The sequence below is a fragment of the Thiocystis violascens DSM 198 genome, assembly GCF_000227745.2.
Classification (GTDB): Bacteria; Pseudomonadota; Gammaproteobacteria; order Chromatiales; family Chromatiaceae; genus Chromatium; species Chromatium violascens.
Map to the genome: position 1 here is coordinate 845,318 of NC_018012.1, position 23,297 is coordinate 868,614.

Consider the following 23,297-nt stretch of genomic DNA (forward strand, 5'->3'; position numbering starts at 1 on the left):
GCGCCGGCTCGGCATAAAGCGTGACCGCAGTCACAAAACCAATGCCTTCCGAACGGGGCGAATACCCCAGCAATTCTCAGCCACACAACCAGAATGGATGACGGGAAGAGGACATTCTGGCCGCCTGGGACAAGCGCGTGGCGCTCGACCTCCCGGAACGCTATCTCCAAACCGCCGTCGCCACCGGGGTCGACGTGCGTCAGGAACGGTGGGACGAGTTGACGCATAGAAGGATTCTCCTGGCCGCAGTCGGATAACAAACCCCGGTGGCCCGCTGGCGAAGCACGGAATGCTCGCTCCCGCCAACGAAAATGGAAGAGGTTGGCCGCGCCGTGCAAACGGCTACGCAAGCGACAGGCTCGACCATTGACCGCCACCACCGTCACCGAGTAACAATGCAACACTGCGTCGCTTCGCTCCGACGGCCCGGCCGAATCGACGTGAAACCAGTAGGCGGATGCTCATGGAATCAACGGCCGGATGCCGGTGGAATGGGTGGCCGAATGGCTTGGAATGCGCAGTCCTACCGCAGCCAAGGGCGCAAGCGACTGATGACGCTCGGCGCCTACGGTGTTCTCACGCTGGATCTCGATACAGCGGCGGATGCGCGGCAAAGTTTCGGGAAAAATATCGCAACGTTCCTGCGCGGGAAACTCGCGAGAGACATCACCGTTCAAGATATCGAGAGCGTCCTGAGCAAAGTTCAGGAACGTGGCGCACTTGCCGTGGAGAGCAAACTCTTTCGGTTACTGCTGACCGGTCAGCGGCCGTCGAAGAAATCCTGGGTGCGCGATGGTCGCCTCGGCGCGGTTCTCCAGCAAAGCGCCTTGTCATGGCAATTGATCGTCAAGCTCTGCGGCAGTATAGACAGGTTTTTGAAGCGTTTGAGGCATGGCGTTAGCCGTCCCTTTTGAAAGAAAACCAGGACCAAATCCCAAACTACGCGCGGCACACTCTAACGGGGCGAGGATCGCTCACGAGACGTTTGAACCGTCGCCCACCCGACATGCAGACCTCTTCGCGTGCATTCAAAGACAGCATGGTGATGAAGCGGCTGCCGCCCAACAACGTCGGCGTACCGCCGTTGGCCGCGCAGACCGGCATGCCGCGCGACACGCTCTACGGCTGGCGCCGCGAGGCCCTGGGCCAAGCGCGTCAGCCAGCGTCCGCGGCGGTGCCGGCGGGGACGCTCGGCAGTGAGGCGAAGTTCGCCATGGTGATGGAGACGGCGCGCCTCAACGAGTTGGAGCTGGGGGCGTACTGTCGTGGCAAGGGCTGATTCGCCGCGCAGATCAGCGCCTGGCGCGAGACCTGCGCGCAGGCCAACGCGCCGTTGGCGAGCAATGCCGGCAAGCGCAGGCGTGCCTCGGGAGACAGCCCCTGCTGTTTGGCCTGCTGGTCGGTCCGGAACACCGGGCGCAGGGTCTCCAGGACGAAGGCGGCGTCATAGGCCTCCACGAACTTCCTTCTCCCATGAGGAATGCAGGAGGCGGCCTGCGTCGGATGCTCAGTGGGTCGATTGCGCGCCAGGGCATCGGACATTTGGATCAGGCGTGGCAGGGTCCGGTCTTGAAGAAGGCGATCGGGCCGTTGATCGTCTGCGCCACCACCCCGGAGGTAAAAACCCCGGTGCGCTGCGGCTTCGTCCCCGGGGGCAGCGCCTCGGCGCGCGCCTCAGCGGTGAAATAGCCAACGATCAAGCGATGACCGGCGCTCGGGAGGCTCGTTTCGCCCACCCATTAACAAAAGCTGTCATTCGTTGTCTTTAAGTTCAATGGGCCAATGGAGAACTAAAGCAGTTCCTCCCGCACCGGAAGGTCGGCAAACCGCTTGGCCACCATGGGCCTCGGCGATGGCCTTGACCACCGCCAAGCCCAGGCCACTCCCGCCGCTAATCCGGGATCTCGATGGGTCACCACAACGAAACGCCTCGAATACTTGAGCAGCGATCTCCGGCGCAATGCCGGGGCCGTTGTCCTCGACGCTCACATGACAGACACCTTTCGAGACGTTGGCGCTAACGCGCAATTCCCCAGGCTCCGCATATTTGAGGGCATTTTCCAGCAGCGCAATGAGCGCCTGGCGGATGCGAAATGCGTCGCACACGACTTGAGTTTGTTCGCTCACTTCGACGTGAATGCGAAGGCCTCGGGTTTCCAAGCTGCTAGCGAACGCATGAACGACAAGTGAGATTTCCTGAGCTAGGTTGGCCGGTGCCAGATCTAACTTCAAATGGCCACTTTCGTTGAGGCTGAGCACACGCAGATCCTCGATCAATCGACCGAGCCCCTCCACCTGGCGCAGCAGCCCACTGAACACCTCGCTGGTGGGGGCAAAAACCCCTTCCGCCAATCCCTGCAGGCGCCCGCGCAGAATCGTGAACGGTGTACGCAGTTCATGGGCGACGGCAGCGTTCCAGAACTCCTGCTCACGGGTCACGCTCTGCAAGCGTTCGGCCATGGTGTTGAAGTCGCGCACCAGCTGGGCCGTCTCGCCCTGCGCATGCTCATCCAGGGTTGCGCGAGCCTGCAGGTTGCCTTGTGCAACTTCGCGCAGGTTGTGAACGACCGAATTCAAGGGGGTAAGAATGCGGCGCGAGAGCCTAATCGCCACGTAACCAGCCATGGTCAGTGAGGCGATTGTCGTGCCCAGGATCCAGGTCAACTCGATACGTGACGGAACCCAGGTTTCGGAGATGCTGTCAGGCAGATACTTGGAGATGAGCGCATAGAAAACGTACGTGCCGACTATTGAGAGCAGGATGATGCCCAGGGCCATCACGATCAAGGATCGAATGATCTGCCTGCGCAACCCCGGCGACTGGCTCACGCGTCACCTCCGAAACGATACCCCACGCCCCGTACACTTGCCGGGACGTTGGGAATCCCCAGACTCTCCAGTTTCTTGCGCAGCTTGCTGATGTGGCTGTCCACCGTCCTTTCCTGCGTGTCGCCCTCGGGTAAACAGGAGAAAAGCAACTCGGCACGGCTGAACACGCGCCTGGGCGAACGCATGAGGCTGGTCAGAATCTTGAACTCCGTAAGGGTCAGCTCCAGTACGCGGTGCTGGCCATCGACATCCACGCTGGCTTCATGGTTGTCCAGGTCGATCTGGAACACGCCGACACGCAGCAGACTTGCGCCGTCGGCCCCCGTTGCCTTCACGCGCCGCAACACCGCCATAACCCGCGCGACGACCTCGGCTGGATTGAAGGGTTTGACCACATAGTCGTCCGCGCCAATGCGCAATCCCACCAGCTTGTCGATGTCCTGGTCGAGTGCTGTGAGCATGATGACCGGTGTTTCACCGCGATGGCGAATCTCGCTGAGCACCTGCCAGCCGTCCATGCGTGGCATCTGCACGTCGAGCAACACCAGATCGGGCTTGAGGCTCTGATGTTTCGCTAGGGCGTCGTGCCCATCCACGGCGTGGACCGTGCGCAACCCACTGCACTCCAGATAAGCGGTCAAAATCTCGGCGATTTCAGCTTCGTCTTCGGCAATGAGGATCAGCGCTTGCGACATGGACGCCTGGTTGGATCGCATGGACGAACTCAAGTCTGCTGCGCGCAAGGTCATGGAGTTCCACCTTTAATTTCGGTCTCCACATTATCTCCACAAAACCTCGAATGAATCCCAACTGTTTCAGGTGAGACTCGCGTTTCTGAGCTTCCGAGCGTTTCGCGCGGCGGTAGATTATCCAGCGAGGTCACTTAGAGGGTGTAGACAAAAATAATTGAGCTGCTATTTGTATACCAGTCTACAACTGAGCTGGTGTGCGCTGATGTCGAAAGCTGGTCGTCCCCCCAAGATTCACGAGGCGGAGCAAGCGGTATTGCGTCAAATTGTCACGGATCGCCCGACCTCCACGCTGTCAGAGATTGCCCGGGAACTCGCGGCACGGACGGGAATCGAGGCTCATGAAGCAACGATTCGCAAGTCCTTGCGGGAGGCGGGCGTCACGCGCCTCCGGGGCGAGAGTGGTCTCGAGGCGCAAGCGCGCGCAACGCCGCGTCGGTATGGGTATACGGATGCGCATCGTCGCCACGACCCCGACCAAAGCTACCCAAGTTGTCTGACCGATGCGGAGTGGGACTTGGTCGCCGCTCTCTTTGAGATGCCGGGCGGGCGGGGTCAACCGCCCCGCGTGTCGCGCCGGAGCATCCTGGAGGCGTGTTGCTACGTGGTGCGCACGGGGTGCGCGTGGCGGATGCTGCCGCACGATTTCGCGCCTTGGCAGAATGTCTACAAGACGTTTCGCCGTTGGAGTGCGGCTGGGAAGTTTGAGCAGATGCATGATCGACTGCGGGGGCAATGGCGCGAACGCGAGGGGCGTGAGATCGCGCCGACGGCGGCGGTGCTGGATGCGCAATCGACCCGCGGCTCGCCGCAGGGTGGACCGAGCGGCTTTGATGCGGGCAAGCAGGTCAAGGGGCGCAAGCGCAGCCTGGTGGTCGATACCTTGGGGTTCGTGTTGGCGGTGAGCGTGGTCGCGGCCAATCTTCAGGACCGCGATGCCGCCTCGGGCGCCGTCGCTGACGCGGCCGCCAAGTACCCCCAGATCAACACGCTGTTTGTCGATAGCGCCTACGCCGGTCAATTTGCCCAAACCACCGAGCAGACCCACGCGATCCGCGTGGAAGTCGTGCGCCATCCAGCCAACAAAAGCGTTGGCTCCTGGCACGTGGACGGGGCGCCTGACCGAGTGGTGATCGCCAACGCCGACGGCTTCGTTCCGCTGCCGAAGCGCTGGGTTGTCGAGCGCACCCATGCGTGGAATGAGCGTGCCCGTCGATTGATCATGCATCATGACCGTCTGCCAGCGGTCTCCGAAACCTGGGTTTGGCTGGCGGAGGCGCGCATCCTGCTGCGGCGGTTGACCACAACGGTTTGATTTTGTCTACACCCTCTTAGAGCTTGTGAACAAACCTCCCGACCCTGTGCGAGGCGGTGGGTGGGGAGTATAATGGCCCCATTGAATTGACAGTCGGTAATCGACGAGCGATGTCCAACGAGCGGCAACCAAGTCTGTTTGACGCTGCCCCCAGTCTTGCGGAACGGCCCCCGCCCGTCGCGACGACGGTGGCCGCGGGTGTGGCGCGGGTCCTGATGCCGAATCGGACGCAACTGGAACGGCGCCCGTGCGACCTGGAGGCGCCGTTGCCCGCAGGGCATCGGGCGCGCCTGGTCTGGGCGCGGGTCGAGCGGGCGGACGTGAGCGGCATGTATGCGGTCATCCGTGCGTTCGAAGGCGGTAGCGGACGCCCCGGAGATCCTGTTCGCGCTGTGGCTGTATGCGACGCTGGAGGGGGTTGGCAGCGCGCGGGCGGTGGCGAGGCTGACCCAGGAGCACGACGCCTACCGGTGGATCTGCGGCGGGGTGCAGGTGAACGACCACACCCTGTCGGATTTTCGCACGGCGCATGGCGAGGTGCTCGACGCCTTGTTGACCGACAGCGTGGCGGCCTTGCTGGCGGTGGGGGCGGTGACGCTCAAGCGGGTGGCCCAAGATGGGATACGCATCCGCGCCAGTGCCGGGGCGGCCTCGTTCCGGCGTGGCGAGACGCTGGAGCGGTGTCTGGAGGCGGCGCAGGCACAGGTCGAGGCGCTCAAGCGTCAGTGCGAGGATGACCCCGGCGCTACGACCCGGCGACAACAGGCGGCCCGTGAACGCGCGGCCCGTGAGCGGCAAGAACGCATTGAGCAGGCGCTCACGCGTCTGCCGCAGATGGCCGAGATCAAAACCAAACAGGGCAAGAAGGCAGAGGCGGCGCGGGTTTCCACGACCGATGCCGAGGCGACGGTGATGACGATGGCTGACGGCGGTTATCGTCCCGCCGACAACGGCCAGTTCGTCAGCGACACGGCATCACACGTCGTTGTCGGCGTGGAAGCGGCCACGGCGGGAACGGACATGGCGCAACTGACCCCCATGATTGAGCAGGTCAACGAGCGCTATGGGCAGGCCCCTGACGAGTGGCTGGTCGACGGTGGCTACCCGGCCCACGAGCAACTCGAACAAGCCGCCGCGTCGACCGTTGTGTATGCCCCGCGCCGAAAGACGCGCAGACCGATCCGCACGTCGCCAAAGCGGGCGCCAGCGAACCCGTCGCCGCGTGGCGCGAACGCATGGGCACCGACGCGGCGAAGGACCTCTACAAAGAACGGGCATCCACGCCCGAGTGCGTCAACGCCCAGGCGCGCGAGCGCGGCCTCACCCGTGTGCGGGTCCGCGGCACCCCCAAAGCGCGCTGTGTGCTGCTACTGCATGCCCTGGCTCATAACCTGATGCGCACCTTCGCCCTGGCGCCCGATCTGCTCGGGTACGGGAGCGGTGCGTCTGCGGAACCGGCTATGGCCACATAACAGATTGATATAACGTGAAGCGCCGTGTGGGGCCGCCAATCGGCCCGTGACGGACCACCGTTTCGCGACGCCCAGGCGGATAATCGTGTACGAGACCATCTCGTCAGGACTGGGGCGTTTGCATCGCCGCGATGCCGCGAAAATCGAATTGTTCACAACCTCTGAGGCATGGAACGCGGGGTTTGATGTGCAACGGAACAGAAAATTTAGGTAAGCCCGTCGACCGTCTCGTTCAGGTCTAGATCGTCGTCCACTGGTGTCTCAGATTGCCGGGTAAAACCCTAATGAGGCGGTCAATCCGTCTCATCGGGGTAGACCCAACAGTGACGCTGGTGGCGAATTCATTCATTCGGCCAGTTCACCCCGCGCCCTGAAGCGCGGCAAACCGCGAACAGCGGGTTGGCGCGATGGGGGTTCCACCCAACCACTCCCCGACTCGAATCAGGTTGATCGCCACGGCCGTGGCGAGGTGTTGCAGATGGGTTTTTGCCTCCCCGATGTCGCGACACTGTCGCAGGCCACTGCGCCGGATGGCTTGCTCATGGGTGCTTTCTACACCCGCGCGAGCTGCATACTGCCGACGAAACGCCTCGGTGGCCTGCTCCTCACGTCGGCCCTGTAACATCTCATACTGGTCGCGCGCACTTAACACCGTGTGATCGAAGCCAGGATCGGTCAGTTCCAGCCCAAGCAGGTACTTCCAGTCGAGGCGACTGCGCACGGCGTCGGCGGCCGCCCGGTCCGACAGATCCTCGATAAACTGCAAGACCGTCACTCAGGCCAAGCGGCCGGGGGCTTCGGCGGGTTGACCGCGGCGCGGGAAGAGATCGGCAAAGCGCTCATCGGCGTAGAGCGCTCCAACGTGCTCGGCCAACTGTAAGCACAGGGTGCCGTGCGAAAAGGCCGCGAGCGCGACGCGACGGGTCTCGGACGGAATCTCAAAGGCGGTGCCCAGTTGCAGCGACATGGGTCGTCTCCGAAGTTGTGGCGGCAAGCCGTCTGGCCGGCATGAGACCGTGGACCGCGCAACCTGGAGGAATGCTGCGACGGCAGCCGCCTGGGCATGGAGACGAATTCGCCACCAGTGTCAGTGTTGGGTCTACCCCCTGTCCTTGTCACGGATCCTCGCGGCGGAGAATGACCCGGCGCGCCGAGCGGAGTTGATCGAGGCGCTCCGCCAGGGCTCGGTGGCGACCTGGAAGCACTTCAACCTGCACGGCGAGTTCGATTTCTCGGACGAGCGGATGGCCGATTCCATCGGATTGACCGCGGTTCCCGTCGCGCTTTCTGGCGTGGACCCACCGCGCGCGCCATGAATTTAGCCCCGACACCTGGAAAACCGGGCCGACAGAGTGCCTATGAGAGTTTTTGTCCGTTTGTGCAAAATCACCCAACAAACGAGGGCTCCATCAATCCGCCAGGATCTGATCGAGTCGCTTTCGATGAGGCCGCACGAACCCTGACGGAATTTTCGGCGGTTTGGGCTTACAACCCCTCTGCAGAGTCTCGACATAGGCCGCGACCTGGACCGGCTCGATCTCCCGTAACGCCGTCAATCCGGCCTGCTCGCACCAGAGCGAAAAATCGACCACGGCACGGGTGTAGGCCCGTCGGGTATGGGGATTGCGGATGTTGGCGGTAAAAAATTCAATGAACCGCTTCCCCGCCTCCGGGGTCGGGACAAAGAGCGCCGGCAGGGTCACCGAGGCCCCGCCGACCTGAATCAAGGATTGTGTCATGCGCGAACCCTCCGCGCCCCTCTGTTTTGCACGCTCCCCGCGCCCCACTCATCCCGATTCTGGCCTGCGGCGTTGGCGATGCCGATCCCGGTTGCCTGCCTTGGCAGCTCATCTAAAATTTTGTATAGTTTCGTCATGTCTGCCCCTAAACCGATTGCATTCTGCGGCAGCGCCCTGGATGACCTGCGCGCCTTCCCCGTCGCCGCGCGCCGTGAAGCAGGGCATCAACTCGACCAACTCCAGCAGGGTCGCCTCCCCGATGACTGGAAGCCGATGACCACCATCGGCTCCGGCGTCCAGGAGATTCGGATTCGGGACGCCAGCGGGGCCTTTCGACTCCTCTACGTCGCGAAATTCCCGGAAGCCGTTTACGTCCTGCATTGCTTCCAGAAGAAAACGCAGAAAACCAGTCAGGCGGACCTCAACGTCGCCGAGCAACGCTATCGAGACCTCATCCAGGAGCGAACCCCATGAGCCACGACCGTTTTACCAGTGTCTGGGACGCCCTGGAGGACACGCCCCAGGAGGCCGAGAACCTGCGGCTGCGTTCCGCCTTGATGATGGCCTTGAAAGACCATCTGACCCACGCGGGCCTCACGCAAGCGCAAGCCGCGCAGCAACTGGGGGTGACCCAACCCAGAATCTCCGACCTCCTGCGCGGCAAAATCCACCTGTTTAGCCTGGATACGCTGGTCAACATGGCCGCCTCGGCGGGCTTGCACGTCGAGCTGCATCTGCGTCACGCGGCCTAATCGGGATCCAGACCGCGCACCTCGTCTCGGCAGGCTTGGGACGCGCCACCCTCCCGGCCTCCTCCAGGGAGCAATCGCTTCCGCGTTTAGTATTGATAAGGACAATCCTGTTGCGGAACCGCAAAAATCAATCGACTAATCACTGTCGATTGATCCGAGCAATTCTCAAACGATCCCCGCCGAAAGCCAATCCTTTGCTCCTTCCCGATAGCCACCTTCAATCCTCCCTCCCCCGCCACGGCCCTCCATGATAATCCCTTTTATCAAGCAGAATCAGACCAGAACACTTAAACGCTTAACCGGCTAACAGGATCGGCGGATAACCACTAAAGCCTAAAAACATCTAGCCTGATTGGTTGTTAGTATGTCTAATGGCAACGTGTTGGAAAGATTAGATTGATAGCCAATTTTCGGTCTAAGCGGCTCACACTCAAAACTGTTACCATGATAGACGTTTATCCGCTTCAGAGTGCAATGCCATGCCAAACGATGACCAGACCCGCTGGACCGTTACAGTCTCCCAGCAGACGGACATTGCCTTGCGAACCTTTCTCGCGCAGCGCGGACTCAAGAAAGGGGCTCTCTCCGTCTTTATCGAGGAGGCGGTCCAGAGGCGCCTTCGGGAGCTGACGCTCGGCGAGACCCGCCAGGAGGCTGAGCGACCCCAGGACCAAGACCGAGTTCAGGACTTCGTTGATGCCCCCTTAATGGAGGCGGCGCAGTAACCCGGTTCGACGGGGCGTGGCCCTGACCAAGGCATCGCTGGCCACGACTCGGCTTTGAGTGTCTGCGCATGGCTTGTTTGGAGCCGTTCTCACGCGCCAGTCTGTCAATGTCGTCTCGCCGGCGGCGATGGTTCTTGACGACGGCCTAGCGGTGCTTTGCCGCTATATACACATTCTCAGCAGAGACCACATAAAGTGTTAACGGTAAGTCCTGCCTGCCTTACTATTAGCAGGTCACGCCCCAGAGCTAACACTCGCCGTGCTGCGGCCTTTGGCAGCTCAGAGATGGAAACCGATCATCCGGGGTCTAACGGTTCGCAGGGTAGGAAACAACGCTACCGATTTCACGGCCTGCTCAGGTTTCTCTTCAAATTGACAAAGCCGGAGCGCATTCGATCACGCGCCAGAGCTGCGGTGACGCAACAGGGAATACGCGGTGCCGTTAGCCGCTCACCTTTCCCCAGGGCCCAATCCCCTTAACGATCTTCCGTCCCAGGAAGTGCTGGTTCAACTGTTTTTCCTGCTTGTCCATCGCTGATTTCAGCTTGCCCTTGTTGACATAGAGATGCGCTAACCGCCGTTGAGTGGCAGGGTTAGCGTAGTCCAGCGCACCTTCCTCGAATTCCATCCATTCGTACGCGCGGCGGTCGGTGGTTTCCAGAAAGAGCACCCATGCAGCATAGGCGTCGATGTCGGATGCTGCTCGCCAGTAGACGTTCCACCAGTGTCGGGCACAGGCTTCCTTGTGCTGCCAGTGTGCTGTTTCCCTCTGCCGGGAGGTGCGACCGTCCACAGCTAGACCCTCGGGCCAAGCTTCCGAAACGGGTAGCTCGTTGCCTGTGGTAAATCCGGCGAGTTTGCCGGCGCGCTGTTTGCGCCAGACGACGCAGGAAGCCAAATCGGCGGCGATTACGTGATCGAGCCACCCCTGCGCTCCGTTCACGTTGGCTGCGATGGCGACTTCAAGTAACGCCTGATCAGCATTCGTCGACATCAGGCTGAGCAGTTCCTCGCGAAGCGCTTCAGGCACGTGGGACGAACGGAAGAGCATGTTGATCATCTCTTCGACATGCGCCTTTCCCTCGTAGCGGGTGATAAGCGTTTTGCGGAGACCGTTCCACAGGGCCATGCCTTGGTCGGGTGAACACGACAGAAGCGCCTCGCAGAGCGCCAGGTAGACACCTTCAGCGAGCCGCACCCGACGTTTGAAATCGGAAGTAACCTCTTCGGCGCCTTCCAGCCATCTCTCGATCACAGCTGGCTCATGCTTGATGATCGGGACGCAGTCTGATGCATCGACGTCGCGAAGATAGAGGCTTGCACCGGAAGATCGGGCCGCGTTGATCCGGCTCACGGCCGTGTCGATGGCCCGCTGATGGATTTCCCGCAGTTTATCCGGCTCCATCGCGGCAAATCGTAATCCGGCGAATGGATTATCTTCGCCCTCGGCTCGGACTGTGATTGAAAAACTGAAGGGATCGACCATGCGCTTTTCGCTGTCGACCGTGATGTCCGATCCGAGATCAGGCGCCTCTGCGATGGAAATGCCCAGGATCGCACTGAATACCTCGGTCGCGAGATGCGCATCCGCCGCCGATCCGCCACGCGCCACGACTGCCCTCAGAGGTTGTGAACAATTCGATTTTCGCGGCATCGCGGCGATGCAAACGCCCCAGTCCTGACGAGATGGTCTCGTACACGATTATCCGCCTGGGCGTCGCGAAACGGTGGTCCGTCACGGGCCGATTGGCGGCCCCACACGGCGCTTCACGTTATATCAATCTGTTATGTGGCCATAGCCGGTTCCGCAGACGCACCGCTCCCGTACCCGAGCAGATCGGGCGCCAGGGCGAAGGTGCGCATCAGGTTATGAGCCAGGGCATGCAGTAGCAGCACACAGCGCGCTTTGGGGGTGCCGCGGACCCGCACACGGGTGAGGCCGCGCTCGCGCGCCTGGGCGTTGACGCACTCGGGCGTGGATGCCCGTTCTTTGTAGAGGTCCTTCGCCGCGTCGGTGCCCATGCGTTCGCGCCACGCGGCGACGGGTTCGCTGGCGCCCGCTTTGGCGACGTGCGGATCGGTCTGCGCGTCTTTCGGCGCGGGGCATACACAACGGTCGACGCGGCGGCTTGTTCGAGTTGCTCGTGGGCCGGGTAGCCACCGTCGACCAGCCACTCGTCAGGGGCCTGCCCATAGCGCTCGTTGACCTGCTCAATCATGGGGGTCAGTTGCGCCATGTCCGTTCCCGCCGTGGCCGCTTCCACGCCGACAACGACGTGTGATGCCGTGTCGCTGACGAACTGGCCGTTGTCGGCGGGACGATAACCGCCGTCAGCCATCGTCATCACCGTCGCCTCGGCATCGGTCGTGGAAACCCGCGCCGCCTCTGCCTTCTTGCCCTGTTTGGTTTTGATCTCGGCCATCTGCGGCAGACGCGTGAGCGCCTGCTCAATGCGTTCTTGCCGCTCACGGGCCGCGCGTTCACGGGCCGCCTGTTGTCGCCGGGTCGTAGCGCCGGGGTCATCCTCGCACTGACGCTTGAGCGCCTCGACCTGTGCCTGCGCCGCCTCCAGACACCGCTCCAGCGTCTCGCCACGCCGGAACGAGGCCGCCCCGGCACTGGCGCGGATGCGTATCCCATCTTGGGCCACCCGCTTGAGCGTCACCGCCCCCACCGCCAGCAAGGCCGCCACGCTGTCGGTCAACAAGGCGTCGAGCACCTCGCCATGCGCCGTGCGAAAATCCGACAGGGTGTGGTCGTTCACCTGCACCCCGCCGCAGATCCACCGGTAGGCGTCGTGCTCCTGGGTCAGCCTCGCCACCGCCCGCGCGCTGCCAACCCCCTCCAGCGTCGCATACAGCCACAGCGCGAACAGGATCTCCGGGGCGTCCGCTACCGCCTTCGAACGCACGGATGACCGCATACATGCCGCTCACGTCCGCCCGCTCGACCCGCGCCCAGACCAGGCGCGCCCGATGCCCTGCGGGCAACGGCGCCTCCAGGTCGCACGGGCGCCGTTCCAGTTGCGTCCGATTCGGCATCAGGACCCGCGCCACACCCGCGGCCACCGTCGTCGCGACGGGCGGGGGCCGTTCCGCAAGACTGGGGGCAGCGTCAAACAGACTTGGTTGCCGCTCGTTGGACATCGCTCGTCGATTACCGACTGTCAATTCAATGGGGCCATTATACTCCCCACCCACCGCCTCGCACAGGGTCGGGAGGTTTGTTCACAAGCTCTCAGGCCCGAGCAGACCTATCTGTATCTGCTGTGCTACGCCTGGCAGCGCTATCGGCAGCTCACCGACAATCTCGTCGACGCCTTGGGCTACCACATGAAGCAGCTCGAAGAGGAGAGCAAGGCGCGGGCGAACAAGCAGTTCATCACCGAGCAAGCGCGGTACACGCAGGAAATCCCGCAAGTCGGACGCGTCCTCTTGCTCTATGTCGACGACACGGTGTCCGACACCACACCCTTTGGCGAGGTGCGCCAACGCGCGTTCAAGATCCTGCCCAAGGAGGCCCTGCAGAGCGCCGGCCAGCGTCTCAGCGTCAAGCCCACGCGCAAGCTGGCCGTGCGCTGGCAGGTGATCGATGGACTGGCCGCCCGCCTGCGCCGTCATCTGCGCCCGCTCTACGGCGCGCTCGACTTTTCCGGGGTCGTGCCAGATAACCCGTGGCTCACGGCGCTCGCCTGGCTCAAAGAGGTGTTCGCCAACCAACAACGCCTCTCGTAGCGCCCGCTCGCCGAATGCCCGTCAGCCACCCTGCCCACGCGCCTACGCCCTTATCTGCTAACGTTCGACGCCGACGGGAAACCCACGGGCGTACACGCCGATCGCTACGAGTTCTGGCTGTACCGGCAGCTCAGAAAGCGCCTCAAGTCAGGCGAGCTTTACCTCGACGACAGCCTGCAGCACCGCCGCTTCAGCGATGAGCTGGTCTCCCTGGAGGAGCAGGCGGACGTCCTCCGCCAGATGGACATCCCTTGGCTGCGAGAGCCGATTCAAACCCAGCTCGATGCGCTGACGGGCGAACTGAAGACGCAGTGGCTGGCGTTCAACCGCGAGCTGCGCCAAGGAAAGCTCAAGCATCTCGACTACAACCGCGAAACCAAGACGCTGGTCTGGCGCCGGCCCAAGGCCGCACAGGAGGCGGCACGCCAGGACAGCTTCTATGAGCAGTTGGCGTACTGCGACGTCGCTGATGTCTTCCGCTTTGTGAACAACGAATGCCAGTTCCTCTCGGCGCTGACGCCCCTGCAGCCGCGCTACGCCAAGCAAGGCGCCGACGCGGACAACCTGATGGCCGTCATCATTGCCCAGGCGATGAACCACGGCAACCTCGTGATGGCGAAGACGAGCGACATTCCCTCCCACGTGCTGGAGGCGACCTACCAGCAGTACCTGCGCCAGGCTTCGCTGCAGGCGGCCAACGACCGGATCAGCAATGCCATCGCCGACTTGGCTATCTTCCCGCACTACGCGTTTGGCCTCAGCACGCTCTACGGCGCGGTCGACGGCCAGAAATTCGCCGTGGAGCGGCCGACCGTCAAGGCGCGGTACTCGCGCAAATATTTCGGCCGCGGCAAGGGCGTCGTCGCCTACACCCTGCTGTGTAACCATGTGCCGCTGCAGGGCTGGCTCATCGGCGCGCATGAGCTTGAGGCCCACCATGTGTTCGATATCTGGTATCGCAACACGTCCGAAATTATGCCGACCGTGATCACCGGCGACATGCACAGCATCAACAAGGCGAACTTCGCCATCCTGCATTGGTTCGGGCGAAGCTTCGAGCCGCGTTTCACCGATCTGCAGGCGCAGTTGAAGCACCTCTACTGTGCCGACGATCTGGCGCTCTATGACAAGTGCCTGATCGGCCCTGTCGGGCAGCTCGACTTGCAAGCCATCGCGGACGAGAAAGCCAACATGGACCGGATCGTCGCCACGCTGGGCCTCAAGGAAATGACCCAGGGCACGCTGATCCGCAAGCTGTGCACCTACACTGCTCCCAACCCGACGCGACGAGCCATCTTCGAGTTCGATAAGCTGATTCGCAGCCTCTACACTTTGCGCTATCTGCGTGACTCGACGTTGCAGCGCAACGTGCACCGCTCGCAGAACCGGATTGAATCCTATCACCAGCTCCGCTCGGCCATCGCCCAAGTGGGTGGCAAAAAGGAACTCACGGGCCGAACCGACATCGCCATCGAGATCAGCAATCAGTGTGCGCGCCTGATCGCGAACACCATCCTCTATTACAACTCCACCATCCTCTCGCGCCTGCTCGACAGATACGAGGCGAGTGGCAATGCGAAAGCGCTGGCGTTGATCAAAACAACCTCACCTGCGGCGTGGCGCCACGTCCATCTGAATGGGCACTACACCTTCCGCAGTACCGGCCAGATCATTGACCTGGATGCGATCCTGGCGGGACTGGATTTGGGCTGACGGAATTTTCGGCGGTTTGGGCTTACAACCCCCTTGAGCGATAAACAGCATCCGCAGAGTCGCACGAGTGGCGTCCAAGGCTTGCGTTTTTGCACGGATAACCACTCGCCAGCGAACGGCTGCGCATGGATCGCCGAGCGGATTCAGGCCGCGGAACGAGTGGACCGAAGGGAGTCAGGGCCAAACAGTGGCTCAGAAACTTCAGACGCAGACGCTTGGGGGGACATCTGATGGATGCCGCCACTGAGGTTCCCTCGGTTTTTCGTCTTCCAAGGGAGTGTGCTCATGCTACCCGTTTTTCTCTCTGCTGAGCGTTGAGCCAGTCTTTCAGAAACTGGACCGGCGAGTGGTCACCGAGGGTCGAGTGCCGCCGCTTGCGATTGTAAAACACCTCAATGTACGCGAAAGCCGTGGCCTTCATCGCTTCCCGCGTGGCGAAGCGCTCGCCGAAGACCCGCTCGTTCTTGAAGCTGTTGAACCAGCTCTCGGTGGGGGCATTGTCCCAGCAGTTGCCCTTGCGGCGCATTGAACAGACCATCCCGTCTTCGGTCAGCTTGTCCTGGAAACAATGGCTGGCGTACTGGCTGCCCCGGTCGGAGTGATGCATCAGGCCGGTGGCTGGCTTGCGTCGGAACCAGGCCATGGTGAGCGCATCGGTGACGCGATCGGCGGTCATGCGCGGCTTGAGCGACCAACCAACGACTTCGCGGTTGAACAGATCCAGCACGATGGCGAGAGACAGCCAGCCTTCATCGGTCCACAGGTACGTGATGTCGGCGGTCCAGACCTGATTCGGGCCACCTCGGGGTGAAATCACGCGCGAGCAGGTTATTGGCGACGGGCAGGGCGTGCTTGGAGTCCGTCGTGGCCTTGTAGCGGCGCTTGTGGCGCGCGCGGATGCCGTTCTCGCGCATCCGTCGCTCCACCCGTTCTTTGCTGGCCGGAAAGCCCCGTGCATGCAGCTCCCGCAGCAGGCGTGGACTGCCGTCGGCGCCCTTGACTTCGGCGTGGATCGCTTGAATCAGGACGATCATTTGGAGATCCGTGAGCCATCGGCGTTCCGGGTGGCCACCGCGTTTCCAGGCGCGATAACCGCTGATGCTGACCGCCAGCACCCCACACATCGCGACCAGGTCGAACGTCGGGCGCTGCGCGTCAATCCAGGGCAGACTGAACAGCGCATCCCTCGCGAAGCCTGTCCTGAGCGCAGCCGAAGGGTACGCCGTCGCTTTTTTTAAGATGTCGACCTCGCGCTTGAGGCGGATCACTTCCGCGCGCAGACGCGACAGTTCCATCTCCTCCGGCGTCACCTTCCGGGCGCCAGGGTCATCAAGCCTGCCCGCATCGGATGCCTTGACCCAGTTGCGTCACGTCTGCTCGACCAGCCCCATCTCCTTGGCCACGGCGCCCACGGTCTTGCCATCCTTGACGCGCTTGACCGCCTGTTCCTTGAACTCGGTGGTGTATTCCGGTTGCGGGATCTTCTGCATCATCGTCTCCAGTGTGAACGTCAGTTTACGTCACCCTTGGAAGACGAAATTTCAGGGGAACCTCAAACCGTCAAGCGTTGGCGCGGTGGTCGCCGAGCCAGGCAACCTGGCCATCGCCGGGCGAAAACCACGCGATAATCCGTGCTCCATTTCACTCGACAGTGTGCCAAGCGGCCCCTATGCTTGCCCCGACCGAACTGTCGATTCAATAGAACGAACGCGCAACCCAGCCGAACGGTGCATTCGTCCCGTCCGAAATGGTTTGAACGTCACCACTGTGCCGCCGGAAACGTGCGGGGCGGAGTGAATACCCCGTCCCGCTGGCGCGGATCTCCTCACTTTTCGAAGCCGTCACCATCGTTGGGAAAGCCCACGAAATGAACCAAAGCATCTTTTCCAAGTATCTCCTCTTTGCAATCTTCGCCGTATCAGGCTTCTCCGGGCTGATCTACGAATCCATCTGGTCGCACTACCTCAAGCTTTTTCTCGGTCACGCCGCCTACGCGCAAACCCTGGTGCTCGCCATCTTTATGGGTGGCATGGCGCTTGGCTCATGGGTCATCGCGCGCCGTGGTCAGCGGTGGCGCAATCTGCTGCTCATCTATGTCGCGGTCGAGGGCATCATCGGACTCTTGGGGCTGGTGTTTCACCAAGGCTTCGTGTCGACCACCGACATCATCTTCTCTAGTGCAATCCCCGCACTTGGCGCATCCGCTTGGGTGCCGTTCGTGAAGTGGGGAGTTGCCTCCTTGCTGATCTTGCCCCAATCGATTCTGTTGGGCATGACCTTTCCGCTGATGAGCGGCGGCATCCTGCGCCGGTTCTCGGATCGACCCGGCGCAACCGTCTCGATGCTCTATTTCACCAACAGTCTCGGAGCCGCGATCGGGGTCTTGGTCAGTGGGTTTGCCCTCATACCCAGCGTCGGCCTACCTGGGACCATCATGACCGCGGGCATCCTGAACGTCCTGCTAGCCCTCGTGGTCTGGCTCATCATCCGTCGCGCGCCAGAGCCCGTGCCAATGCCTCAGCCATCGACAACGGCATCGGACCAGCGAGCGTTGACGTCATTCGCTGCCTGGATCTTGTTCGCCGCCTTCCTCAGCGGTGTCGCTTCCTTCCTATACGAAATCGCCTGGATACGCATGCTGAGCCTGGTGCTGGGCAGTTCCACGCATGCGTTCGAACTCATGTTGAGCGCCTTCATCCTGGGGCTAGCCCTGGGTGGCCTGTGGATCAGTCGGCGCGCGGACAACCTGTCGGATCCGCAGCGGTTCCTCGGTGTCACCATGATCGTCATGGGCAGTTTGGCGGCCGCCACGATCGTCGTCTACGGCCAGAGTTTCGAATGGATGGCCCAGTCCCTACAGGCCCTCAATCGAAACGATCAGGGCTATGCGGCCTTCAATCTGGTCAGTCATGCCATCGCGGCCGTGGTCATGCTCCCCGCGACATTCTGCGCGGGCATCACCCTTCCCTTGATGACCCATTCGCTCCTGAAAGCCCGTTATGGCGAACGCGCGATTGGTCGTGTTTACGCGGTCAATACCTTGGGGGCCATCATCGGTGTGATGGCGGCAATTCATCTCCTGATGCCCGTCGTCGGCGTCAAGGGCGTGGTCCTAACGGGCGCCGCGCTCCACATGGTGGCTGGCCTCGCCTTCCTCGTCCGCTCGGCGAGGGGAACGAGTCATACCCGGACAGTCTCCGCGGCGCTCGCTTGGTCGGTCGCTTTGATCGCCATCATGTCCATGGTCGAGTTGGATCCCAGGCGGATGGCAGCGGGAGTCTTTCGGACCGGTCTCGCCCTGACTCCCGCCGGGTCCGAGGTGCCGTTTCACCGCGACGGCAAGACGGCGACGGTCAGTCTGCTCATATCCCCAGATGGCAAGATCGGGATCCTCACCAACGGGAAGGCGGATGCGAATATCAACATGGCGGGTGGCGCAACGTCCGCGGATGAGGTCACCATGATCCTTGCCGGAGCCTTGCCCCTCGGCCTGCATCCGCAACCGCGCCAGGTTGCGAATATCGGCATCGGCTCTGGGTTGACCTCCCATACCCTCCTGATCACGGATCAAATCGCCGATATGGATACCGTGGAGATCGAGCCCCTCATGGCCCGCGCCGCCCACCAAGCATTTATGCCGCGCGTTCGCAATCTCTTCGAGGATCCTCGCAGCCACATCCACTTCGAGGACGCCAAGACCTTTTTCGCCACCAGACAGGGACAGTACGACGTCATCGTCTCCGAGCCATCCAACCCTTGGGTCAGCGGCGTCGCGACCTTGTTTTCGGACGAGTTCTACCAGCGTGTCACCCAATATCTTAAGGCGGACGGCATCTTCGTTCAGTGGCTACAGATGTACGAAACCGATATGTCAGTGGTGGCCTCGGTGATGAATGCGCTGTCTAAGCATTTTTCGGACTATGTCATCTATGATTCAGGCACCTCCGACATGATCGTGGTGGCAGTCCGCGAGGGTTCGATTGGTCCCTTGCGCGCCTCTCTTTTCGATGCGCCGGAGTTGGCGACGGATCTGGCCCGGGTGGGTCTTCACTCGATAGAGGATATCGAGCACCTGCGCATCGGCAACAAAGCGCTCCTCGATCCGCTGTTCCGGTCGTACCAGGTTCCCACCAACTCGGATTACTTTCCGTTCGTGGATTACACTTCCCCTCGGATGCGTTTTCTCAACCGTAACGCGAGCGCATTGACGACGGTTCGCTCGGTCCCGATACCGCTCCTGGATGTGCTTGATAACGGGAGGGCCGTTGATCTCGAAAGACAAAGCCCGGAGTCGCAGACCGCCTTGGCGATCCGGAACGCCGTGATTGACGGGCACTTGGAAGGGTTGAGACCGGGGATCAGGCAGGCCGTCCTGTTGCTCGATCTCGATGACGCGCAGTGCTCCGATGCTGCGGTCCGGTCCACCTGGCTCGATGCGGCGTACCTGCTGTTCGTCACAACAAGTCCCTATCTTCCCCCTGAAGCAGCGACGGGCCTGTGGAGTCGGATCGAGGCAACCTCTTGCTATCAACGGTTGGATGACCGAGAGCGCCGTCCAATCACGCTATGGAAAGCCACGGCCATGCGTAACGCGCCGTCCATGGCGGCCTCCGGGCGCGAGTTGTTGGAGCGCGGGGCTGTGTTGACGCGCCCTGAGCAGATCCGCATGGCAGTGGGTTTGACGATGCTGGGGTTGTTAAGTCAAGGGCAGCCGCAGGCGGCGCAATCAATCTGGGATGCCTATGGTAAGGACGCGCCGAGAGCCAACTCTTACGACTTGGTCTTGCAATGGCTCCATGCCCTCAGCGTTTGGCCGCACGACAGATTTACCCCAAGCGCGGTTGGGGCTAGTACACCCGAGAACGGATCCGGCTAAGTGACGAAAGATGACCGTGATGCCCGCCTCATCACAAACGCTGCGGTACCTTGGTGGGCGTTTTTGGTTCCACAGTGAATGGATGAGCACGCGCATGAGCGAAACCCAAAGCATCGACAATCTGTTTAATCTCTCCAGGGCCGAAAAGCTGCTTCAAGCGGGCAAGCTTGAAGACGCCCGCATGCTTGTCGAGCGCTTTCTCGCCAAGACGCCGGGCGACCTCGGCGCGCTTTACCAACTCGGTCGTATCGAGTTGCGCAGCCAACGCTTCGCAGAGGCTGCGGAGCACTTTGCCGCTTTGGCCGCAGCGGTGCCGGAAGATCCAAACTATCTCAGCGGGCTTGGCGAGACTTTAATGTATACAGGTCGGATTGAGCAGGCCATTCCGGTTCTGCTCAAAACGTTGGAGCTTAATCCACGCGACAACTGGGCCAAGACCAACCTCGGGCTAGCCTTCATGAAGCATGCGGACTACCGCGTCGCCGCTACGCTGCTTGAAGAAGTACTTGCAAAACATCCGGCTTACGCCAATGACGTGCATGCGAATCTCGCGAGCACCTATCTCGCCCTCGGAGAACTTCGCGAGGCCATCGAACATGCCCGCACCGCGATTCGCATGCAATGCTCCGACCTCGCTTACATGGAGCAGACCCTTGGCTTCCTGGTCTACGCCAACGACGGCGGCATTGATGAGGCATCAAGGCATTTCAGGCGCGCACTGAAGCTCGATCCAACCAGCGGCGAGGCATTCTTTCATTTCGCCTCGATCAAAAAGTATCGGGAACCCGATGGCGAGATGATGGAATGGGTCGAGCAGCAACTCAAGGGTGACATGCCTTCTGCTCGACGCGCTTATTTCCACTTCGGACTCGGGAAAATTCATGACGATCTGAAGCAATGGGAACTCGCGTTCCAACACTATCGGCGGGCGAATCTCGTCGGCAAACGCGCGATTGATTTCACCGGCACGGTCATCCTAGCCAAAAGAACCAGAAAGCTTTTTACCCGCCGGTTTCTCGAACGCCACACTGGTCTGGGGAGCGAGACCGAGCAACCCATTTTCATCCTAGGCATGCCACGTTCAGGCTCGACCCTGATTGAGCAGATCCTTACCAGCCATCCGCAGGTGGTGACGGCAGGTGAAATGCCGGTCCTGCCGCGTCTCAGTGAAAAGTTGTGCTTAGAAAGCGCAGGGAAGAAACCAGTCTTCCCTGACTGCTTTAAAAACCTAGATCGCACAATGGCCGATGCAATCGCCAGCCAGTATCTCGAAGCCTTGGGGCAATATGGCGAGGGCGCTGTACGGATTGTCGATAAACTTCCGGGCAATCTGTTCTTTATCGGACTCATCGACTTAATTTTCCCCAAGGCGCACATCATTCATACCGTGCGCAATCCGCTGGATACCAGCCTGTCGTGCTTTTTCCAACCCTTTCGAGAGGCGCCCTGGAGTTACGACCTCGCTTGGATCGGCCAGTATTATCGGCTCAACGAGGACATGATCGCGCATTGGCGTTCAGTGCTTCCAAAGAGCCGTATTCTTGATGTTCAGTATGAAACCCTCATCGAGGATACGGCCAGCGAAGCCAAGCGCATCATTGCCCATTGCGGACTTGAGTGGGACGACGATTGCCTGGATTTTCATCGCGCCAAGCGCGCGGTGTCAACGGCAAGCTTGTGGCAGGTGCGCCAGCCTGTTTACACCAGCTCAAAGCAGCGCTGGATCCATTACGCGCCCTATATCAGCGAACTCGTCCGAGCGCTTGGTCCCTGCGCGCGGCCCTATTTCAACGAAATTCAGGCGCACGGCGGCAAGGTGGAAAAATCCTTCTTTCGTCTCGCCTCCTGGAACCGTCTTAGCGGTTAGAGAGATACAGGCGGAAACCCTGGATTTACGGGGTCTTAAGCATCAGGAGGGTATTGAGTTCCCTGATCGCTGCGGCATCATAGCCAAGCTCTTCAAGCCGGCCAATGAACACTTGGTGAAACTTGGCTTTGCCATAGACCCCAAGCTTATGTAACTGTTTGAATTGGATGAGCCGTAGTACGAGGTTCTGCATTTGCGCATCGATACGTTTGCGGTTTTTTTTGTCCAGTCGCTCGTCCCGAAAGAATCCGGCGAGCGCCTCCGGCGAGACCTGGCCGAAAAAGTCGGTGGCCAATTCCATCGCGAAGGCTTCGACGCGCTTTGATTGTCGGTTCCAGAAAAATAGTCCCATTGCTCATTGCCTCTTCGGTCGCTTTCCTCCGCTCAACCAGCGTTTAACGCTCAACCAGCGTTTAACCTGATGTCGTTCACCAGTGCGACCACTGGGGGGGATAGAGGATTCCAACCAGCATCATCGCAAATCCCAACCAGAAGGATGTCTTTTTATCTTCCTAAAGTGACGCTGTGACATCAAGACTTGCGATATCTGCGAGGCTGGCGCACGTGTTGGCTCATGGATACAAAAACGCCCTCGGAGTTTCCGAGGGCGTTTGCTCCAAGCGCAGATCGACGAGCCGAGGACTTGTTCTTGCATCCGGCTAGCGTCCGAACGCGCTAAGTCACGACTATTTGCACTCGGACGGAGCATACTTGGCGGGCATGGTACCAGTGTTGGCGTTAGTCAAGCCGCGTGTACCGGCTGTTGCTACGGTGGTTGAACCGCAGGCCCAGTCGATCCCACCAGTCACGCCAGCGGCGGGAGCGGCGTTTTGGACGTTTGGCGAGAAAACAAGCGTCATACCAGCCGCAGCGGTCGGCAACCCGGAAGCGGCCGTACCCGCCGTGGTGACGGTCACCGTACCGCCAGCGGCCATGGTCACATCCGCGACGAATTTGGTTGCTTTTTCAGCCGCGGGGATGAGACCCCAAGCCGCCGATGCGGCAGCGAGGCCCGTCACGCCGTCGCTCATAAATGCTTCGCTGGCGGAGGACTTAGCCGAGGATGCCGCGATAATGGCCTCGGAAACCTTGGAACGCACGATGTAGTCTTGATAAGCCGGCAAGGCGATAGCCGCCAAAATACCAATGATCGCCACGACGATCATGAGTTCGATCAGGGTAAAGCCTTGTTGGAACTTTTTCATGAATCTCTCCGCAATGGGTGATGAAACCGTCTGAACGGGGAGGCCAATCGGCTCTGAATCTGGATCGCCGCCCTTCCGAGGTCTCCCGATCCCGATACAGCAGTTCGTATGCCAATCGCTCAGGCGTGGCTTCCGCCGCTCCATCCGTCTCGCCATATTCTCGATTATCTTATTGATCTGAAAGGGTATTTTTTGTTTTCGCGCGCGACGACATGACGTGTGGGAAAACGACGGAATCGAACGCATCCCCAAAATGACCTGCCAACATGCCTGCCATCCTGAAATTAGCACCTCTGGAGCTATGACACCGCCGACATTGG

At 61.1% G+C, this 23,297-nt stretch carries 17 protein-coding genes and 5 pseudogenes; 10 read left to right on the top strand and 12 right to left on the bottom strand.

Translation table 11 applies throughout. The features are described from left to right. Positions 1-503: 503 nt before the first annotated feature. Positions 504-914 carry a DUF4102 domain-containing protein gene (locus THIVI_RS03795; protein WP_041446810.1) on the top strand — a complete coding sequence of 137 codons (411 nt, stop codon included), beginning with the start codon at positions 504-506 and terminating at the stop codon, positions 912-914. Between the two features lie 241 nt (positions 915-1,155). Here THIVI_RS03795 and THIVI_RS03800 read toward each other — a convergent pair whose 3' ends face one another. The 4 genes from THIVI_RS03800 to THIVI_RS03815 form a co-directional block, all read right to left on the bottom strand. Next, entirely contained in the window at positions 1,156-1,458 is a 303-nt protein-coding gene (locus tag THIVI_RS03800; RefSeq protein ID WP_157174352.1) for a hypothetical protein, read from the bottom strand. 89 nt (positions 1,459-1,547) lie between these two features. Next, on the bottom strand, positions 1,548-1,736 hold the full coding sequence (locus THIVI_RS03805; RefSeq protein ID WP_041446812.1) for a hypothetical protein: 189 nt from the start codon (positions 1,734-1,736) through the stop codon (positions 1,548-1,550). 16 nt (positions 1,737-1,752) lie between these two features. Further along, positions 1,753-2,829, bottom strand: a complete 1,077-nt coding sequence (locus tag THIVI_RS03810; RefSeq protein ID WP_014777323.1) for an ATP-binding protein — start codon at positions 2,827-2,829, stop codon at positions 1,753-1,755. Beyond that, entirely contained in the window at positions 2,826-3,578 is a 753-nt protein-coding gene (locus tag THIVI_RS03815) for a response regulator (protein WP_174284503.1), read from the bottom strand. Before THIVI_RS03815 ends, THIVI_RS03810 begins: the two co-directional genes overlap by 4 nt. A 205-nt stretch (positions 3,579-3,783) precedes the next feature. Between THIVI_RS03815 and THIVI_RS03820 the strand changes: the two genes are divergently transcribed. Both THIVI_RS03820 and THIVI_RS03825 read left to right on the top strand, forming a co-directional pair. Further along, a complete protein-coding gene (locus THIVI_RS03820) occupies positions 3,784-4,893 on the top strand; it encodes an IS5 family transposase (RefSeq protein WP_041447215.1) in 1,110 nt (369 codons plus the stop codon). A gap of 110 nt (positions 4,894-5,003) precedes the next feature. Then, a pseudogene (locus THIVI_RS03825) lies at positions 5,004-6,365 on the top strand (IS1182 family transposase). Positions 6,366-6,723: 358 nt separating this feature from the next. On the opposite strand, the gene THIVI_RS03830 reads toward THIVI_RS03825, so the two are convergent. Together THIVI_RS03830 and THIVI_RS26250 are read right to left on the bottom strand one after the other, a co-directional pair. Beyond that, positions 6,724-6,990 carry a transposase gene (locus THIVI_RS03830; protein WP_245537432.1) on the bottom strand — a complete coding sequence of 89 codons (267 nt, stop codon included), beginning with the start codon at positions 6,988-6,990 and terminating at the stop codon, positions 6,724-6,726. Positions 6,991-7,008: 18 nt separating this feature from the next. Continuing rightward, positions 7,009-7,191 (bottom strand): annotated as a pseudogene (locus THIVI_RS26250) (transposase); the annotation flags it as partial. A gap of 286 nt (positions 7,192-7,477) precedes the next feature. Between THIVI_RS26250 and THIVI_RS24410 the strand changes: the two are divergent. Next, positions 7,478-7,681 (top strand): hypothetical protein, encoded by a 204-nt coding sequence (locus THIVI_RS24410; protein ID WP_169315559.1) that lies wholly within the window; start codon positions 7,478-7,480, stop codon positions 7,679-7,681. A 93-nt stretch (positions 7,682-7,774) separates the two neighbouring features. Here the strand turns inward: THIVI_RS24410 and THIVI_RS03840 are convergent, their stop codons facing one another. Continuing rightward, on the bottom strand, positions 7,775-8,104 hold the full coding sequence (locus THIVI_RS03840; protein ID WP_014777325.1) for a site-specific integrase: 330 nt from the start codon (positions 8,102-8,104) through the stop codon (positions 7,775-7,777). A 135-nt stretch (positions 8,105-8,239) separates the two neighbouring features. On the opposite strand from THIVI_RS03840, the gene THIVI_RS03845 reads away from it, so the two are divergent. The 3 genes from THIVI_RS03845 to THIVI_RS03855 all read left to right on the top strand — a co-directional run bounded on the left by THIVI_RS03845 (position 8,240) and on the right by THIVI_RS03855 (position 9,581). Beyond that, on the top strand, positions 8,240-8,578 hold the full coding sequence (locus tag THIVI_RS03845) for a type II toxin-antitoxin system RelE/ParE family toxin (RefSeq protein WP_014777326.1): 339 nt from the start codon (positions 8,240-8,242) through the stop codon (positions 8,576-8,578). Beyond that, positions 8,575-8,856 (top strand): helix-turn-helix domain-containing protein, encoded by a 282-nt coding sequence (locus THIVI_RS03850; protein WP_014777327.1) that lies wholly within the window; start codon positions 8,575-8,577, stop codon positions 8,854-8,856. The genes THIVI_RS03845 and THIVI_RS03850 overlap by 4 nt, the downstream gene beginning before the upstream one ends. A 479-nt stretch (positions 8,857-9,335) precedes the next feature. Then, positions 9,336-9,581: a ribbon-helix-helix domain-containing protein gene (locus tag THIVI_RS03855; RefSeq protein ID WP_014777328.1), complete on the top strand. Its 246-nt coding sequence runs from the start codon at positions 9,336-9,338 to the stop codon at positions 9,579-9,581. A 442-nt stretch (positions 9,582-10,023) separates the two neighbouring features. Here THIVI_RS03855 and THIVI_RS03860 read toward each other — a convergent pair whose 3' ends face one another. Then, entirely contained in the window at positions 10,024-11,193 is a 1,170-nt protein-coding gene (locus THIVI_RS03860) for a hypothetical protein (RefSeq protein ID WP_014777329.1), read from the bottom strand. Between the two features lie 173 nt (positions 11,194-11,366). Then, positions 11,367-12,728: pseudogene (locus tag THIVI_RS03865) on the bottom strand (IS1182 family transposase). A gap of 90 nt (positions 12,729-12,818) precedes the next feature. Here THIVI_RS03865 and THIVI_RS03870 point away from each other — a divergent pair. After that, positions 12,819-15,029: pseudogene (locus THIVI_RS03870) on the top strand (Tn3 family transposase); the annotation flags it as partial. Between the two features lie 283 nt (positions 15,030-15,312). Here THIVI_RS03870 and THIVI_RS03875 read toward each other — a convergent pair. Further along, a pseudogene (locus THIVI_RS03875) lies at positions 15,313-16,519 on the bottom strand (IS3 family transposase). A gap of 377 nt (positions 16,520-16,896) precedes the next feature. Between THIVI_RS03875 and THIVI_RS03885 the strand changes: the two are divergent. Then, positions 16,897-19,905, top strand: coding sequence for a fused MFS/spermidine synthase (locus THIVI_RS03885; RefSeq protein ID WP_014777331.1), 3,009 nt, complete (start codon positions 16,897-16,899; stop codon positions 19,903-19,905). A 10-nt stretch (positions 19,906-19,915) separates the two neighbouring features. After that, positions 19,916-21,772, top strand: a complete 1,857-nt coding sequence (locus THIVI_RS03890; protein ID WP_083845694.1) for a tetratricopeptide repeat-containing sulfotransferase family protein — start codon at positions 19,916-19,918, stop codon at positions 21,770-21,772. 25 nt (positions 21,773-21,797) lie between these two features. Here the strand turns inward: THIVI_RS03890 and THIVI_RS03895 are convergent, their stop codons facing one another. Next, a complete protein-coding gene (locus tag THIVI_RS03895) occupies positions 21,798-22,124 on the bottom strand; it encodes a hypothetical protein (protein ID WP_014777333.1) in 327 nt (108 codons plus the stop codon). A 334-nt stretch (positions 22,125-22,458) separates the two neighbouring features. Further along, entirely contained in the window at positions 22,459-22,977 is a 519-nt protein-coding gene (locus THIVI_RS03900; protein WP_014777334.1) for a pilin, read from the bottom strand. Positions 22,978-23,297 lie beyond the last annotated feature (320 nt).